We start from the raw sequence: 15,297 nt of genomic DNA, 5'->3' as shown, positions 1-15,297 counted from the left end.
AAAAAAGGGTACGTGGCTGGGGGTGTGCCGGAGGGAGGACGGGTGGGGGGGTGGCGGGGGGAGGGGGGTGAGGCCAAGCGTGTTGCGATGGAGAAGGCGGTGGCCTGAGGCGGGCCGCGGCGGATGCAGAAGGCCTGTCTCGAAGCGGATATGGCCCGGCTCGTACGCCTGCGTGCAGCGCATCGGGATGACCAGCAGGCTGTGGGGCGACAGATCCGCGACGCCGTGCGCGAGATCGAGGTCTCGACGCGGCGCATCGCCGAGATCGGGCAGGATCTCGACCGCCTGATTCCGACCGGCGACGAGGCCTTCGCCATGACCGTTGCCGGCAAGGCTTATGTCGAGCGCAAGGAGGCTGGCCGTGCGCTCATGCAGGAGATTCTAACCATGGTTCAGCTCCAGCAGAAGGGCGAGAGCGTCATCGCCACGATCGGTGGCTTCGACCTCGCCTATGCCGGTGAGCGCTTCGGCAAGGACGGCTACCGGTACACGACCATGCTGATGCGCGCCGGCGCCGACCACGAAATCGAGCTTCCGGTGACGACCACGCCGCTTGGCGCGATCTCCCGCCTCGAGCATGCGCTCGACGGCTTCGAAGGTGATCGGGAGCGCTGCCGCCAGCGCCTGGCCGACGCGCGCCGCAGGCTTGCATCCTACCGGTCGCGCGGCGAGGGGGCGTTCGCTTTCGCCTCGGAGCTGGCGGAGAAACACCGCCTGCTCGCGGAGGTCGATGCGGCGCTGGCGAAGGATATCGACGGCATCGGTGCGGTTGACGCGATCGCAGCGTGATCGGCCCGGTGGCCGGCGCGCCCTCGGGCGAGGCCGGCCATCCTCATGTCGCTCGTCAGGGCTGCCGGGAAAGTCGGTGCTCGTCGTCGATCAGAGTGAGGCGGCTTGGCGTCGTGTCGCCCCACCTCCAGAGAACGAGGTTGAGGTCGTCGGGGGTTGCCCCGGGGGCGAAGCTTCTGACCAACAATCCATGATAGCCTGAGGCGATGAGCTGTCGGGCGAAGGTCTGGGTTTTCGCTTCTCCCGCCGTCTTCATCTGATCGCGCCAGGTCGGATCATTGAGGGCCGCGGCATCCATCCCTTTCACCTGAAGGGCGTCATCGTCCCGGCAGTCGAAAACGCGCTCGATGTCCGCGTCGTAGGAGACGAGGGTCGTCGGTTGCAAGCTGCCGACCTGGTTGGCTTCCCGCAAAGCCGTCATGATCGACACCGACGTGTAGAGCGCTGGCGTCCCTTTCCGGTTGAAGCGCCCCCCGTACAGCTCAGCCCCGCGTCCCGATAGCGGCTCGCGGGCATAGACCGGGTTCAGCGCCCGGTAGAGGACCCCCTGGAAGTGCATCAGCCAGGTTATGCGTGAACGCCGGCGTCGACCGCGTCGATATAGTCGAGCACTTCGTCGGCGCGGCCGTCACGGACGAGCTGCATCGCCGTCAGGCCGGAAAAGCCGGGCAGGGGCTCGGAGCGATACCAGGCATAAGCCATCAGCGCCGAGCCGAAGCGCGGCTCGACCTTATTGATGATTTCCGTCACTTCGCGCAGCCGGCGTTGCGTCTTGTCGGAGCGGATGCGCTCCTTGCGCTGGATCGCATCCTTGCCGAGACCGGCCGTGCGGGCGATCTCCTCGCTCGTGGTGCGCAGCGTCTCCGCGATCTTGCGCGGCGAGAACAACCCGCCGTCAGCATATTGGGCAAGTCCCATGGCGCTCACCTTCATTCAGAAATGCCAATCATTCTGACGCAATATAGCGTCGAAATAAGCGTGTTTCAATCCGGTCGGGAGAAGAGAAAGGGAAAGGGGAACGGCTGCTCGCAGACCGGGCGCGCCGCTGCCGCTGGCGCTCAACCGCGCCACTCGCGATCCCGGCCCGGCGTCCTGCGCAGGGCTTCACGCGCCCCGCTTGGCCGCCCGGCCGGGCTGCTCGGCCGCAGTTGCTCCGGCCCGCCCGCTCCGCGGGCGTGAGGGGGTCTTCGGACAGAAGACGGAGAAGGGCCGGTGCGAAGCCGCGCCCACACCCCTGAAAAGGAGCCTGCCATGCTACTCAAGAAGGTCGATCCGCGCGCCTTGAAGGACAATCCCGATCGCTCGCGCCGGACGAAGTCCACGTCCCAGGCCGATGCCCTGCTGCTCGCTACCATCAAGCTCGTCGGCATCCTGCAGCCGCCCGTCATCGTCCCCGAGCAGGGCGGCGGTAACGGGTACCTCATCGAGGTCGGCCACCGTCGCGTGAAGCAGGCGATCGCGGCCGGTCTCGACGAGATCGAGGTTCTGGAGGTCGAAGTTTCGGACGATCACGGCGCGATGCGCTCGATGATCGAGAATGTCGCTCGGGAACCGCTCAACCCTGTCGATCAGTGGCGTGGTATCGAGCGGTTGGTCGTGCTCGGCTGGACCGAGGAAGCGATCGCAGCGGCGCTGGGGCTGGCGCCTCGGCGCGTTCGGCAGCTCAGGCTCTTCGGCAGCGTCCTTCCCGCCATGCTCGATCACATGGCCAAGGGCGACATGCCCAACGAGCAGCAGCTCCGCACCATTGCGGCGGCCCCGGTCGACGACCAGAAGGAGGTCTGGAAGAAGTACAAGCCCTCCAAGGACGATCCGAAGGTTACCTGGTGGAACGTCTCGAACGCGCTGACCAAGACCCGGATGTACGCCAAGCATGCCAGCTTCGACGACGAGCTCGCGCGCGCTTACGGCATCGAATGGGTCGAGGACCTGTTCGGACCCGCCGACGAGGACGGCCGCTACACCACCAATGTCGAGGCCTTTCTCGGCGCTCAGCAGGAGTGGATGACGAACCATCTTCCCAAGCGCGGCGTCATCGCCGAGGTCAACAGCTGGGGTGAGCCGATTCTTCCGCCGAAGGCGGAGCGCGTCTACGGCAAGGCAGGCAAGAGCGATCGCATCGCCATGTATCTCGATCGCAATGGCACGGTTCAGAGCGTGGCCTATCGGATGCCCGCGCCGAAGAAGGCGCAAGGCAACGGCACGTCCCCGGCCGGCGACGCGGCCGAAACTCCAACGGGCCGTCCCGACGTCACGCGCCGGGGGATCGGGATGATCGGGGACTTCCGCACCGATGCGCTCCACGAAGCCTTGTCGCGGGCGCCGATCGCCAACGACACCCTGATGGCGCTCCTCGTGCTGGCGCTTGCCGGGCGCAACATCACGATCGCATCCGGCACCAGTGACGATGTCTATGGCTTTGCCCGCATGGATCGCCACGCCGTGCGGCTGATCGGCCAGGACGGCAAGCTCGGCTTCGACGAGGACACGCTGCAGCAGGCTGCGCGAGGCGCACTGATCGAGGTGCTCTCGTGCCGGGAGAACCGCTCCGATTCCGGGATCGTGGCTCGCATCGCCGGCGAAGCGATCGGTGCGGATGCCTTCCTGCCGAACATGGGCACCGAAGAGTTCCTGTCCTGCCTGTCGCGTCCGGCGCTCGAGGGCTCGTGCAAGGACACGCCGGTCCTGCCGCGTCCGCGCGTGAAGGAAACCCGGGCCGCGCTCGTGGCGCATTTCACTGATGGCCGCTTCGTCCATCCTTCGGCGCTCTTCGCGCCGGATTCGGCCGCGCTGGCGAATTGGCTCGCGAAGCACGAGGCTGTTGCCGAGGACGAGCAGGAGGAGCCGCACACGGAATTGCAGGACTGCGACTCCGGCGCCGAAGCCCAGGGCGACGATGCGGAGCAGTTCCGCGAGGCTGCCTAGCAGCGCTGCGCATCGTTCATCCAACCTACAGCCGCCGCCGGCTCGTCCGGCGGCGGTTTTGTTTCGGTCAGTACAACAGTCCTCGCGTTCAGCGCATATCGTCAAGCAGGCGGTACGGCGATCCTGTCGCACTTTTGCAATCGTGCGGCGTTGTGTAAGCGGGGCTTAACAAGGCGGCTCGCAAGGGCCGCAGAATGATGGCAGCTTGTTCGAATGAGTCTTATCGCGCGGAAGGCCGACGGCCCGGCGGTTGCCCCGATTTCTCCAGGGCGAGAAATCGGCGCGTATGAAGCCATGTGGCTTGAGCCGGGCGCGACATTCAAAACCGTCGCGGATCGTTTTGCGGCCGATCCTACAGCCATGCCGTCCGACTTCGTCAGCCCCAGTCAGGCAACGGATTGCCTTCGACAGGTTCGCGAGCGCTTTGCCGCGGCCGGCATCAAGCAATATGGCATTCGAATCAACCACGCGGGCGAGTATCCGCGAAAGCTCCGGGATGCCAGACACCCTGTCGAGTTGCTGTATTATCGAGGCAATTGGGAGCTGACAGAAACCCGCTGCGTCGCTGTCGTAGGAAGCCGCGAGCCAAGCGAAGAGGGAGCCGATCTCGCTCGGCAGATCGCCCGTGGCCTGGTTAAGCACGACGTTACCGTAGTTTCCGGTCTGGCGAAGGGGATCGACACAGCAGCCCATTCGGGTGCGATGGCAGCTGGCGGCCGCACGATTGCAGTAGTAGGGACGCCTCTTGGTGCCGTTTACCCGCGCGAGAACCAGCTTTTGCAGGAGCGCATCGCCCGCGACTTCCTCGTGATCACTCAGGTTCCGGCGCTGCGCTACGCGAAGCAGAACCCGAACCAGAACCGCCTGTTCTTTCCTCAACGCAACGTGACGATGAGCGCACTGACCGAAGCGACTATCATCGTCGAGGCCGGCGAGACATCGGGCACTCTCATCCAAGCGCGTGCGGCGCTCCACCAGAAGCGCAAGCTCTTCATTCTCGACTCGGCTTTCCGCCGCCCCGATCTGACTTGGCCCGCTCGCTTTGAGAAGCAGGGCGCCATCCGTGTCCGGTCGTTCAAGGATTTGATGGCTCACCTCGATGGCTGAGATTCGCTTTCAGCTCATCGATGCGACAACCCGGGGCGACCACTTCCATCTCATGCCGAAGACGAATGCGCCTATCTCCGCGAATACACGGCCGGGGTCGGCTGGCGAGGTGGGGAAACCAATCAGCAGATCAGCAACCTCAAGAAGAAGCGCGGGCAGGGTGGCTACCAGTATAAGGGCGGGGCGATCGCGCTCTGCGGCCGCGAGATGTTCGCGAGCCTAAGCGTCGACTGGCTGCGCATTGGCACCCTCGTCCCCATCACTCCTTCGAAGGTTCGTGGCGATCCTGAGCACGACGCGCGCGTGCTGAACGTCTGCCGACGCATCGCCGATGCGGCTGGCTTCGCGGTGGATGTCCGTGATCTCCTCAGGCAGACCGTCTCGACCGCGCCATTTTACGAGGTCGATCGAATGAGCGTGGCCGATTTAGCCCGGCTCCACGAAATCGACACCAGCGTCGAGCTTCCGGCGCCTACCGAAATTGCTCTGGTTGATGACGTCCTCACGGCAGGAACGCATTTCAAGGCGGCGCAGGCGGTCCTGCATGCGAGATACCCAGCCGCGAAAATCTTCGGGCTGTTTTGGGCCCGTCGCGTCTTCCCGAACCCGCTCGAGAATCTCGACGACACCTGATCCGGATCAGTTACAACATCTTGCCGTCCAGGTATTCAAGCTACCCGTCGAACGCTCTCGAGCGGTTTTTGCGCCACGCCCGCACGATCCTGGCCAGTCGCGGCGCATCGCGAATTTCATCCTCGCCTGGTGGAATGCCGACGACCCCGGCGGCTTCGACCTTGCCGACATATTCGCTGTCGACGGGACAATCGGACAGGACATGGCCTCGGTCTTCACCTGGCTCGCCGGCCGATCGGTTGCCGAGCACCCGGATGCCTATCGTGCCGAGATCGAGGCGATCATCTCTGGCGACCGGAGATCTGGGCGCGCGCTGCGCAGACGGCATGAGCCTGTTCGCGATAACAACCGTTGCGGCTTGGATGGAACGTTGTGGGCGGTCGCGACGCGATCCCTGACGCTGTGTCCCCCTTCAGTGGCCTCTCTCGTGCCGGTCCCCGCCGGCCCTCCCTTCGGCCGGGTTTGCGCTCTTAAACCGGCGGCCGGCCGCTTCAAGGCCGCGTTCCGCGCCGCTGCGCGGCCGGTTCGACCGCTCTCGGCAGGGCAGATCCGCGGGGCGGCACAGGGCCTACGCCCCGCTTGCCCGCAGACCTGCCCCGCTCGATTTGGCCGCCCCTAGCCCTGAAGCGTCCGTCTTTCCGCCGGTTTCGTTCGAGCGCGCCCGAAGGGAGGGCCGGCAGGGGCCGGTCCGGTTCTTCGGCACAACCGAAGGAAGGAAGCTCGCATGTCCAGGACCGCTCCCCGCCCGACCGCCCGCGTCGTCCAACTCCGCAAGGGCACGACCCTCGAAATGGCCCGGCTCGCCTGCCCGGATGCAGCGCAGGCCATCCTCATCGCAGAGAGCTTCGGATTACCGGTGCTCGACAGCGACGGCATCCGCGACCTGCACGAACGGCTGATCGTCGAGACGGCCGATGCGCTGCGAGAAGGCCTCGCCGAGCGCGCGATGCAGATCCATCTGCAGCGGATCGTCGGCTCCTATGTCGGCTCTGCCCATGGCGCTGGCCAGTTCTACAGCCGGGCCGTCAGCGAGGCCCGCGACCTCACGAGCAAGCTCGCCAACCAGGCCCGCGACGACGATCTCGACGGTCCGGTCGGCTTCGAGAGCGCCGCGCAGCGCAAGCGCGAGTTTGCCGCCGATATGGGCGTCCAGGCCCACGCGCTTCGCATGGCGGCCGAGGGCGCCGTCGCGGCCTACGAGCAGGTCGTCGGCGAGCGCTGGAAGCCGTTCGAGCGCGCGGTCGAGAATCCTGGCCAGGCCGTCGATCGCAAGGCGGCCGAGATGCAGATGGCGGCCTTCAGCTGAGTCGCTACGGGCGAGGCGGATGCCTCGCCCGTCTTCGCGCCAACGACTGCGACAGGCCGGTCTCTCAAGAGGCCGACCTTTTTGTCTTTGCAGCTATCTCACCCGGCCGGCTCGCTCGCTGAGCGGAAATTTCGCCGGATCGTTATTCCACGGATCGAATATGAGCGCGCCGGATGGCCGCGCATCCTTCACGTTGCGGGTGACTAGGTAGAGATCATGCTCGATCGCCGTAGCAGCGAGCATCGTATCGATCACCGGTGGTGGATGTCCGGAGGCGCGCTTCACCTCGCCGGCGAGACGACCCCATCGCCGCACGACCTCGTCGGTCAGCGACAGGATTCGCTCCCCGAACCGCACTTCCAGCGCATCGCGCGCCGCGATGTATCCAGGCCGGTCGGCGTGATCGTCCGCAAGGTTGTGAATGCCCTTGTCGTATTCGGCGAGTGTGAGAACGCTGATGTTGAAGAAGCGCTCGTCCTGCGCTGCCGCCCAGGACTTCACGGATGGCGCTCCCTGCGGACTGATCAGCGCGGCGACGACATTGGTGTCCAGCAGCCAGCCCTTCAAAGTTCGACGTCCCGTCCGCGATCCATCTCGCGCTCCAGATTGAGCCCGCCAAGATGAAGGCTTTCCATGAACTCGACGAACGGCGCCCGCGGCTTCTCCGGCACGAGGCGCTCGAACTCCTCGACGCTCATCACGACGACAGCGTCGTGCCCGCGCACGGTCACGCGTTGCGGCCCGTTCTCGCGCGCATGCCGCACCACCTCGCTGAACCGCGCCTTGGCGTCTTCGAGCTTCCACCGTCCCACCGGGCTCTGGCGTCCGACTGCCTTCACAGTCTTCAGGTTCGCTTGCTTGGTCATCGTCTCACACCTAGTCAGATGGTCAGATATTTAGCACGGCGCGGGCGGTTCCGCCAGATCGCGGATGGCCGGACCAGAAAATGAGGGAAACGCACCATGCGGCCCGTCCCGGGCGGTGGTCCTGCCGGGGCCGGTTGTTCGCGCAACGGCTTCGCCGTCCTCCACTGCGTTTCGGCCCATGACCACCCGCCGCGCGAGCGCGGGCGGATGGCCGGGTGCGCGACCCTCCTGATTGCCCCGGCACCGGACCTCCGTGACCGGCCGCGATGGGCGCGGCCCCGAAACGGAGGACAAGACAATGACGGCCAAGGATAGGGAAACGCGCGCCGACATCTATACGCGCATCACCGAACGCATCGTGGCGGATCTCGAGAAGGGCACCCGCCCCTGGGTCCAGCCCTGGAATGCGGGCAAGGCGAGTGGACGGATCACCCGGCCGCTGCGCCACAATGGCCAGCCCTATACCGGGCTCAATGTCCTGCTGCTCTGGTCGGAAGCGGTGGCGCGCGGCTTCACTTCGACGATGTGGATGACGTTTCGCCAGGCGAACGAGCTCGGCGCCCATGTGCGCAAAGGCGAAAGCGGCGCGAGCGTCGTCTATGCCAGCCGCTTCACCAAGACCGAGGTCGATGCCGCCGGCGGCGAGGTCGAGCGGGATATCCCGTTCCTCAAGGCCTATACCGTCTTCAATTGCGACCAGATTGAAGGCTTGCCCGATCACTATTACCAGCGCCCGGAGCCGCCGGCCGATCCGCTGGTGCGGATCGAGCACGCCGACCGCTTCTTCGCCAACACCGGCGTGGTGATCCGTCACGGCGGCTCGAGGGCGTTCTACGCGCCGGGCAGCGACAGCATCCAGATGCCGGAATTGCAGAGCTTCCGCGATGCCGAATCCTATGTTGCGGTCCTCGGCCATGAATGCGTCCACTGGGCGGGCGCACCGCATCGGCTGAACCGGGATCTCAGCCGCTATCACAAGGACCTGACAGAGCGGGCCCGGGAAGAGCTGATCGCGGATATCGGCGCCTGCTTCCTTTGCGCCGATCTCGGTATCGTGCCGGAGCTCGAGCCTCGCCCCGACCATGCCAGCTATGTCGCCTCGTGGCTCAAGCTGCTCGATGGCGACCGCCGGGCGATCTTCCAGGCGGCTGCCCACGCCCAGCGTGCCGTCGCCTATCGCCATGATCTTCAGCCCCTGGCGAAATGCCGGCAGGAGGCGGCCTGAGGTTTATGTGTCGCCCGTCGCGTCACCGCGTCGCCCTACCGAGCTGGTAAAGCCGGCATCTCGCCCTGGCTCACGTGCCAGATCCAGCTATCCATCTCGGGCCGAGCGGCGATCATCTCCTCGAGCGCGGCCTCATAGGCATCGTCGGCGCTGGCCGGCACGACGAAGAGGGCGAGTGGCCGTGGCCGGTGCTGCATCAACAGCGCCGCCACGATCGGCTGGTCGGCTGGCGAGGCATAGCGCAGGCCCTTGATGCTCTGCTCGCGCGCCTTCGCCAGCACCTCGACGAGGCGTAGCTCCTGAGCGGATTCATAGGGGATCCAGTTCTGCGCCACGACCATCAACGCGATCTCCTCGACGATCGCGAGACCGGCGGCATTGAGTCCGAAGGTCGCGACGGAGATCAGATGCGAGGCATCATTCGCCGCCCATAGCGCGAGCTCCGCTTCGAAGCGCGCCTGCACGCGGACCAAGCTCCTGTCGTCGAGCAGGAACGGAAAGCCGGGCAAATGCTTGACGATGAGCCGATGGCCGCCGCGTGCCGGCTGGAACTCCTTGACCTCCCCGACCAGCACCATGAGCTTACGCGGGCCGGTCTTCTGTGGCTGGACCGCGCTCAGCGCGGCGGCGCGCCGCTGCTCGATCGCATCCTTGTTCGCTGCGCGGAAAGGCTCGGGGATCAGCAGGACCTCGCTGAGCGGCGCACCCTTCACCAGCATGGTCCTGGCTGCTTCGATCAGATGGTAGCGGACGTTCCACCAGTGGCGCTTGCCGGCCCAGGCCGAGGTCCATTTGGTGAGGCCGGCCTCGTTCCAGAGCAGATGCAGCAACCCGCGCAGCGACAGCCGGCGTGCCTCGCTCTTCACCGAGGTCGATTCCGTTGCGCCTGGCGTCGGCGCGGCCCGGCTGCCGGTTCGCGTCAGGCTGAACTCCAGCCGCAATGCCGCCATTCCGCTCGCGGGATCGAGCCGGATGGCACTGCCCATCAGCGGGCCGAGACCCGACAGATCGACCGGCGGCTCATAAGAATCGCAGGCTGGATCGTGCTGGCCGCCGCTGAGCGGCATGCGTTTGACGACGAATTGCTCGCCCATCGCCGCGACATACATCGGGATGCCGGGCTCGCGGCACAGACACAGCGGGCGCATCCGATCGCGATAAGCCGCCGCGATCGCCGCCGGCACTGCCGGATCGTCTTCGGTCCGAATGCGTCCTGCGATCTCGAACCGGCGCATTCATCTCCTCCTGGCTTGGCCGTCGAAGTTTCGCCCGGCCGGACCGGCGCTGCAACCCGTGCGGGTGGGTCGCCGCAAGGCGCGCTTGCCATGGCGTGCTCCGAACCCCGCCCTGGCAGCGGAGCTCGTTGGGGAGCGAGAGGCCTGCCATGCTTGGCGGCCCATCCGGGAGCCAGTCCATCCCGTCCGCGCTCGGGGACTGCCGATGCGGCGACGGAAAGCTGCTTTGGTGGCGCCGGCGGAGATGCCGGCTCTCCCGATCTCAGAGCTCATTCGTTGCGCATCCACCCCCGGCCGCTGCGGTCCGGCGGTGCGGCATGGCGTGGCTGGAGACGTCGGCGGAACTGGCCGGGCAAGATCCGGGCGGACAGCACCGAACGGGCACGACGATGTTGTCGACGTCGGCGTATCCCTTGAACTCCACCGATGGAGAGCGGCCTGCTCGGGCCCCTTCCTGTTCGGCGTCACGGTTGCGCCCAGTTGCGGTCTCGATGGATTGGGTGTGACCGGGGGACGACTTTCGTCTCGATCGCCCGTCCGCAACGGCCGGTCCCGGCTTTTTTCCGCCGGCGGCTGCGCCGCCTTTGCATCGCGAAGCAAAAAAGCCAGGACCGGCCGCCCTCCACTGCGTTGCGGCCCTAAGGACCACCCCATTGCGCAAGCGCAACGGGGACCCCGGCGGGTGCGGGGTCGAGCGCCCCCGGTCCCGACACCGCCATCGAGGCCGCGACGGGCGCGGTCCGAGCAAACCGGAAAGGATCCCATCATGGCTGTCATCGGCGAATTCAAGAGCAACGGCAACGGCATCGTCGGCAACGTCCGCACCCTCAGCGTCCGCTTCCAGGCCCGCCTGCACCCGATCGAGCGTGTCTCGCGCGACGCCCCGGACTTCCGCGTCACCGGCAACGGCGCCGAGGTCGGCGCGGGCTGGAATGCGGTCTCCGGCGACGGCGAGCCCTACATCTCGCTCAAGCTCGACGATCCGAGCTTCAACGCTCCGATCACCGCGGCACTCTGGCCGGGCGAGACCGAAGGGGACTACACCCTGATCTGGAACCGCCCGAAGCGGGAGGCCTGATCCCCACCGCGAACGAGCCCCGCCGTCCAGGCGGGGCTTCTTCATGCCAGCGATGGCGACGGACGACGCCACGCCGCCAACCCGCAAAGCAGGTCCCGGTTCGCCGATGGACCGCCTTTTCGTGTGTCGAAGCCGAAGGCCGGCATCGAGCCGGCCTTCGGCTTTCTGGTGCTGACCGGAGCCCAAAAAATCTGCTCAGATCGTCAAAGGATGCCATGCCGTCCCGAAGGCCCCAAGGACGAGCGGTGCCCCCAATTTTGCCGCCGACCGCTGCCGCGCCCATCGACAAAATCGGCTCCCCCACTCGCCGCCTGCGGCGGTCGCTGCGCGATCCCTGACCCCTTCGGCCAACCATGACTGCCGGCGTCGTCTTTCACACTCAATCGAGGAGACGACGATGACGATCGAACAGCACATCGAGGAACTGCGCGCCGAACTGCGGGATGCAACCGACCGCACCGAGCGTCGTCAGATCGAGGCGGAGCTGGAGTTCGCACTGGCCGAGCGCGAAGTCATGCTGGCCGAAGCCGAGGGCCGCTACAGCAGCGAGCCTCCCTTCTGAGAAGGCGTCGCGCTGCTGGCGCGCTCGCGGTCTCAGCCGTTGAGCGCGTCCTTCACGGCCTTAGCCGGCGTGAAGGTCAGCTTCTTCGATGCGGCGACTTTGATGGTGGCGCCGGTCGACGGGTTGCGTGCCTCTCGAGCTGGCTTGTCCTTCACCTTGAATTTGCCGAAGCCAGGAATATTCGTCTCGGCCCCGCCCTTCGCAGCCTCGGCGATCTGCCGGAACACGCTCTCGACGATAGCCTTCGCTTGCGCCTTCGTCAGCTTCTGCTCGCCGGCGATCGTGTCGGCAATCTCGGTCGCTGTGGTCATGGAAGAAAGATCCTGTGACGTTGATGATCTCGCCGAGTATCGCAGTCGGTGCGCGGCGACGGAAAGGCGAAGAATACCGTGTCGCTCGCTATCCCCCGGAATTTCTCGATGTCGCCCACTCTCGACATCGCCAGCCGGGCTGAATTCCCACATCCGCTTTCATTCTTGGCGAACCAAGTCTCGCACCACGACCGTTTCGGCGTCACGAATGGTGGGGCGAACAGGTCTGGGCGAGCCCTTTGGGGACAGCTCTACTCGCGACAGGGCGCTCCCGGAGCCCGCAAGCGGTCTCCGCGCCTGCGCGTGACGATCCTCTCGCGGCGCTCGGCTCCAGCGCGGAATGTCCGAACCTATGACGGGAGCTTGCGCGACCGTGTTTCACGCGCGAGCGTGCGCTGAGCCCGGTTCTTCTTGGCGATGGCGGAACTCAGATCGTCGTAGTCGACCCCGCCCTTCTGCAACGCCCGGCGAGCGTCGTCGATTTCGAAGCCGAGAAGCTCGAACACCGTCATATTCAGGCTCGAGGCGAGGCGTTCGAGCGTCTTCAGAGTCGGATTCCCGATACCACGGAGCAGTTGGTAATAGGTCTGACGCGCGAGGCCTGTCTTCGGCAGAAGCGCTTCCATGCCGCCGTTCTCGATTTCGAGCTGCTGCAGCCGGATCGCAATCATTTCATTGAGGATCGAGTGATCGATCGGCTGGGGTTTGCGAACGGGCATCGGGTATCGGGGGGCCAGGTTGGCGGTCACGATTCCCGGGACGATATATCAGGTCCCAACATTCAGGATAATAGACATTAGAGGAATTCAGAGAAAGCCCGTTGATTGCGCCGGCTTGCCCGTGCCAGGGTTCGGCCAGTTCAACCCTCGCGATGCTGACGATACCGTCGGCCAGTCTTATGTCGGAGGCAGGCGCCCGACCCGACGGAGATGGTCATACAAAATCCGATCGATCACGCGCAGCGGGTGCGTTCGCTCCTCGGCGGCGATCTGGCGAAGGACGAGATCGATCGCGTCCGGCAGCCGCAACGCGTAAGGCCTGGACGATGAGCGTTCGCCATAGGCCTCGAACGGATTCCGCTCGGCTTTTGGTCGCATCGGTCGCCGTGCAGGCGCTTCGGCATTGTTGTGTCGACGCGGCAAGGCGTTGTGAGGCGCAGGATCACCAGCGCCGCGGTCGTCATAGGCGGGCGTCACGACCACAGGTCTTGGAGACGCCTCAGGGCTCGATGCGGCAAGACGCTGCGGTCGGAATGCGTCGCGGGGCAGGGCAGGCCGCTCCGGCTTGCTGTCGGAATCGGGGCCGCTCATCTCAAACGGCCGCTTCGTCTGGCGCTGTGCTCTGGCTTGCCGCGAGCAGCTCTCGCACGACCTGGTCGGCATTGTAGCGCGCTTTGCGAACGGCCTCGTCGCCGTCACTCATCTGGTAAAGCGTGCCGTGCCCGCTGGTCAGCGTGCGAAAGGTGACACGGCGGTAGAGCGCGTTTGAACAGATCGGCACCTGTTCGGCATCGAGATAGGCGACGACCTCGCGCAATGGACGCGTGTTGCGGTCGAGACTGTCGTACTCGTTGAACAGCACGCGATGTTGGCTCATCGGCAGGGCGGATGCAGCCGCATGCTGTTCGAGATTGCGAATCGTACGCACGACTTGCGAGGCGTCAAACGTATGGACCTTGCAGGGCAGGACTACGAGATCGGCCCGAAGTGCCGATTGGATCAGAACATTGCCGTAATAGCCGGGGGTGTCGATCACCACGACGTCGTAGCGGTCGAGATCGGCGATCGCCGCGTCCAGTGTCGCCTCATCGGCCGCACGGACCAGATCGATTCCCTGTGGCGTCATCCCGCGTGCGATGCTTGACGCATGCCATTGGTAGGACGAGCCTTGTGGATCCGCGTCGATGATCGCCACCGCATAGCCATGGCGTGCAAACTCTCCGGCGAGGATGATCGCGACGGTCGTTTTGCCGCTGCCTCCCTTCGGATTGGCGACCGCAAAGATGCTTGGCATCGGTGCTCCTCGGGGCTGCAGACTCACTTGGGTAATGTATATTATAATAGATATTAGACAATGCCGCGAACTGCAATTGCTGCAACCGTGCATCGCCGCAGGCGGGAAATGCCGCATTACAGCGATACGGCTTCTCGGTCTTACCCAGACCACGGATAAATTGGATGGGGTAATGCGGCATTCCAGGAATGCCGCGATAGCGTAAAGCGTGAATTGATCGATATCGAATGGCGCTGATGCTGGGATCCGATATTCCCTCACGCGCGAAATGCGACATTGCCGAAATGGCGCAACTGCGTGCTGGCGTCATGCAGTGAAACCGGAATTGCGGTAATAGCGCAGCGACCCATGCGATGTTCCGGGAGGGACTTGCGCGAGGCGAGCAGGCTGAAAGGATGCCGCCTCCGCGTCGGCGGTCATTTGCTCGGCATCTGTCTATTTGAATAGATGTTGATTGACAAGATACCGGTTTGTGGGCCACAAACTCGGGGCGGCTGCGGTACGCAGCCGGAGATCGCCTCGGCGCTCGGTGCCGGCATCCGGCGATGTCGGTGGTCCGGCGGATCTGGCGATCCGCCATTCAGCCGGAAGGGAAGAGGGCGATGGCTCGGTCCGCTGCCGTTCCACGACGCAAGCCGCGGCTGCGGATCGAGCTCTCCGCGGCCGACGAGCAGCGGCTGCGTGAGGCAATCGTGCTCTTCGGTTTGCCGAAGGCGGAGGTGGTGCGCCGGTTGATCCGTGCCTCGGTGCAAGCAGGACCGGCGCTGTCGGCCGAGAACACCGAGGCGGTGGTCCTGCTGGCGAGCCAGGTTCGCATGGTCGGACGGAACCTAGCGCAGCTCCTGCGCGCGGCCCGCTCCGGCCAAGCGGTCGGGCTGGATGACACCGAACCGGTCTGGCAGGGGCTCTACGATGTGATGTCAGTGATCAATGACGAGCTCACTGAAATCACCGTCGCCTATGGCTTGAGGCTTCGACGTATCGCGAAGCTCGAGCTTCCGGCGGAGTGCGACGTGTAATGAGCCGCGCCGGCCAGATCGCCTGGTGGACGGAGCGGGTCGCTGGGGCTCGCGACGGGATAGCGCAGGCGCGCGGGGAACGGCGCCGGCCGCAGGCTGCGCGGCTTGAGGAGGACCGCCAGCGGAGCCGCGGCTTCTTGGCGCGTCCATCCGCGATGCCCCACGCCCATAAACTCATCCGAGTGGAGACGATCGCCAGCGGGCGCGCTGCGCAGCGCAGCTAGGGTA

General features: G+C 65.5%; 18 protein-coding genes and 1 pseudogene. 10 read left to right on the top strand and 9 right to left on the bottom strand.

Annotation, left to right across the window (positions count from 1 at the left end):
- Positions 1-66 precede the first annotated feature (66 nt).
- A pseudogene (locus B6S44_RS27510) lies at positions 67-789 on the top strand (lactate dehydrogenase); the annotation flags it as partial.
- A 55-nt stretch (positions 790-844) separates the two neighbouring features.
- On the opposite strand, the gene B6S44_RS27505 reads toward B6S44_RS27510, so the two are convergent.
- Positions 845-1,348: an RES family NAD+ phosphorylase gene (locus B6S44_RS27505; RefSeq protein WP_129160057.1), complete on the bottom strand. Its 504-nt coding sequence runs from the start codon at positions 1,346-1,348 to the stop codon at positions 845-847.
- 8 nt (positions 1,349-1,356) lie between these two features.
- Positions 1,357-1,707, bottom strand: a complete 351-nt coding sequence (locus B6S44_RS27500; protein WP_129160056.1) for an MbcA/ParS/Xre antitoxin family protein — start codon at positions 1,705-1,707, stop codon at positions 1,357-1,359.
- 333 nt (positions 1,708-2,040) lie between these two features.
- Here B6S44_RS27500 and B6S44_RS27495 point away from each other — a divergent pair, with 333 nt between their 5' ends.
- The 5 genes from B6S44_RS27495 (at position 2,041) to B6S44_RS27475 (ending at position 6,760) form a co-directional block, all read left to right on the top strand.
- Positions 2,041-3,714 carry a ParB/RepB/Spo0J family partition protein gene (locus tag B6S44_RS27495; RefSeq protein WP_129160055.1) on the top strand — a complete coding sequence of 558 codons (1,674 nt, stop codon included), beginning with the start codon at positions 2,041-2,043 and terminating at the stop codon, positions 3,712-3,714.
- Positions 3,715-3,927: 213 nt separating this feature from the next.
- The gene (locus B6S44_RS27490; RefSeq protein WP_248309796.1) at positions 3,928-4,821 is read left to right on the top strand and encodes a DNA-processing protein DprA; all 894 of its coding nucleotides are present in this window, start codon (positions 3,928-3,930) and stop codon (positions 4,819-4,821) included.
- A gap of 207 nt (positions 4,822-5,028) precedes the next feature.
- The gene (locus B6S44_RS27485; protein ID WP_129160054.1) at positions 5,029-5,454 is read left to right on the top strand and encodes a hypothetical protein; all 426 of its coding nucleotides are present in this window, start codon (positions 5,029-5,031) and stop codon (positions 5,452-5,454) included.
- Positions 5,366-6,073 (top strand): DUF7673 family protein, encoded by a 708-nt coding sequence (locus tag B6S44_RS30220; RefSeq protein ID WP_465246144.1) that lies wholly within the window; start codon positions 5,366-5,368, stop codon positions 6,071-6,073. Before B6S44_RS27485 ends, B6S44_RS30220 begins: the two co-directional genes overlap by 89 nt.
- Positions 6,074-6,178: 105 nt before the next feature.
- Positions 6,179-6,760: a hypothetical protein gene (locus B6S44_RS27475; protein WP_129160053.1), complete on the top strand. Its 582-nt coding sequence runs from the start codon at positions 6,179-6,181 to the stop codon at positions 6,758-6,760.
- Between the two features lie 93 nt (positions 6,761-6,853).
- Here the strand turns inward: B6S44_RS27475 and B6S44_RS27470 are convergent, their stop codons facing one another.
- Complete coding sequence (locus B6S44_RS27470) at positions 6,854-7,327, bottom strand: type II toxin-antitoxin system VapC family toxin (RefSeq protein WP_129160052.1); 474 nt, start codon at positions 7,325-7,327, stop codon at positions 6,854-6,856.
- Positions 7,324-7,626 (bottom strand): type II toxin-antitoxin system Phd/YefM family antitoxin, encoded by a 303-nt coding sequence (locus B6S44_RS27465; protein WP_129160051.1) that lies wholly within the window; start codon positions 7,624-7,626, stop codon positions 7,324-7,326. The genes B6S44_RS27470 and B6S44_RS27465 overlap by 4 nt, the downstream gene beginning before the upstream one ends.
- A 298-nt stretch (positions 7,627-7,924) precedes the next feature.
- On the opposite strand from B6S44_RS27465, the gene B6S44_RS27460 reads away from it, so the two are divergent.
- Entirely contained in the window at positions 7,925-8,851 is a 927-nt protein-coding gene (locus tag B6S44_RS27460; protein ID WP_129160050.1) for an ArdC family protein, read from the top strand.
- Between the two features lie 35 nt (positions 8,852-8,886).
- Here B6S44_RS27460 and B6S44_RS27455 read toward each other — a convergent pair whose 3' ends face one another.
- A complete protein-coding gene (locus B6S44_RS27455; RefSeq protein ID WP_129160049.1) occupies positions 8,887-10,086 on the bottom strand; it encodes a DUF1173 domain-containing protein in 1,200 nt (399 codons plus the stop codon).
- A gap of 766 nt (positions 10,087-10,852) precedes the next feature.
- Here B6S44_RS27455 and B6S44_RS27450 point away from each other — a divergent pair.
- Positions 10,853-11,164 (top strand): DUF736 domain-containing protein, encoded by a 312-nt coding sequence (locus B6S44_RS27450; protein WP_129160048.1) that lies wholly within the window; start codon positions 10,853-10,855, stop codon positions 11,162-11,164.
- Positions 11,165-11,561: 397 nt separating this feature from the next.
- Entirely contained in the window at positions 11,562-11,726 is a 165-nt protein-coding gene (locus tag B6S44_RS29525; protein WP_164547730.1) for a hypothetical protein, read from the top strand.
- A 32-nt stretch (positions 11,727-11,758) separates the two neighbouring features.
- Here B6S44_RS29525 and B6S44_RS27445 read toward each other — a convergent pair whose 3' ends face one another.
- The 4 genes from B6S44_RS27445 to B6S44_RS27430 all read right to left on the bottom strand — a co-directional run bounded on the left by B6S44_RS27445 (position 11,759) and on the right by B6S44_RS27430 (position 14,050).
- Positions 11,759-12,037, bottom strand: coding sequence for an HU family DNA-binding protein (locus B6S44_RS27445; protein WP_126116579.1), 279 nt, complete (start codon positions 12,035-12,037; stop codon positions 11,759-11,761).
- A gap of 350 nt (positions 12,038-12,387) precedes the next feature.
- Positions 12,388-12,786 (bottom strand): helix-turn-helix transcriptional regulator, encoded by a 399-nt coding sequence (locus tag B6S44_RS27440; protein WP_248309795.1) that lies wholly within the window; start codon positions 12,784-12,786, stop codon positions 12,388-12,390.
- A 147-nt stretch (positions 12,787-12,933) separates the two neighbouring features.
- Positions 12,934-13,347, bottom strand: a complete 414-nt coding sequence (locus B6S44_RS27435; protein ID WP_129160047.1) for a hypothetical protein — start codon at positions 13,345-13,347, stop codon at positions 12,934-12,936.
- A 1-nt stretch (position 13,348) separates the two neighbouring features.
- Positions 13,349-14,050: a ParA family protein gene (locus B6S44_RS27430; RefSeq protein WP_129160046.1), complete on the bottom strand. Its 702-nt coding sequence runs from the start codon at positions 14,048-14,050 to the stop codon at positions 13,349-13,351.
- A gap of 545 nt (positions 14,051-14,595) precedes the next feature.
- Here B6S44_RS27430 and B6S44_RS27425 point away from each other — a divergent pair.
- The gene (locus B6S44_RS27425) at positions 14,596-15,069 is read left to right on the top strand and encodes a hypothetical protein (RefSeq protein ID WP_248309794.1); all 474 of its coding nucleotides are present in this window, start codon (positions 14,596-14,598) and stop codon (positions 15,067-15,069) included.
- Positions 15,070-15,297 lie beyond the last annotated feature (228 nt).

It is taken from the genome of Allobosea sp. Tri-44 (genome assembly GCF_004123845.1).
Taxonomy (GTDB): domain Bacteria; phylum Pseudomonadota; class Alphaproteobacteria; order Rhizobiales; family Beijerinckiaceae; genus Allobosea.
This window is presented reverse-complemented; position numbering and strand designations above follow the sequence as displayed.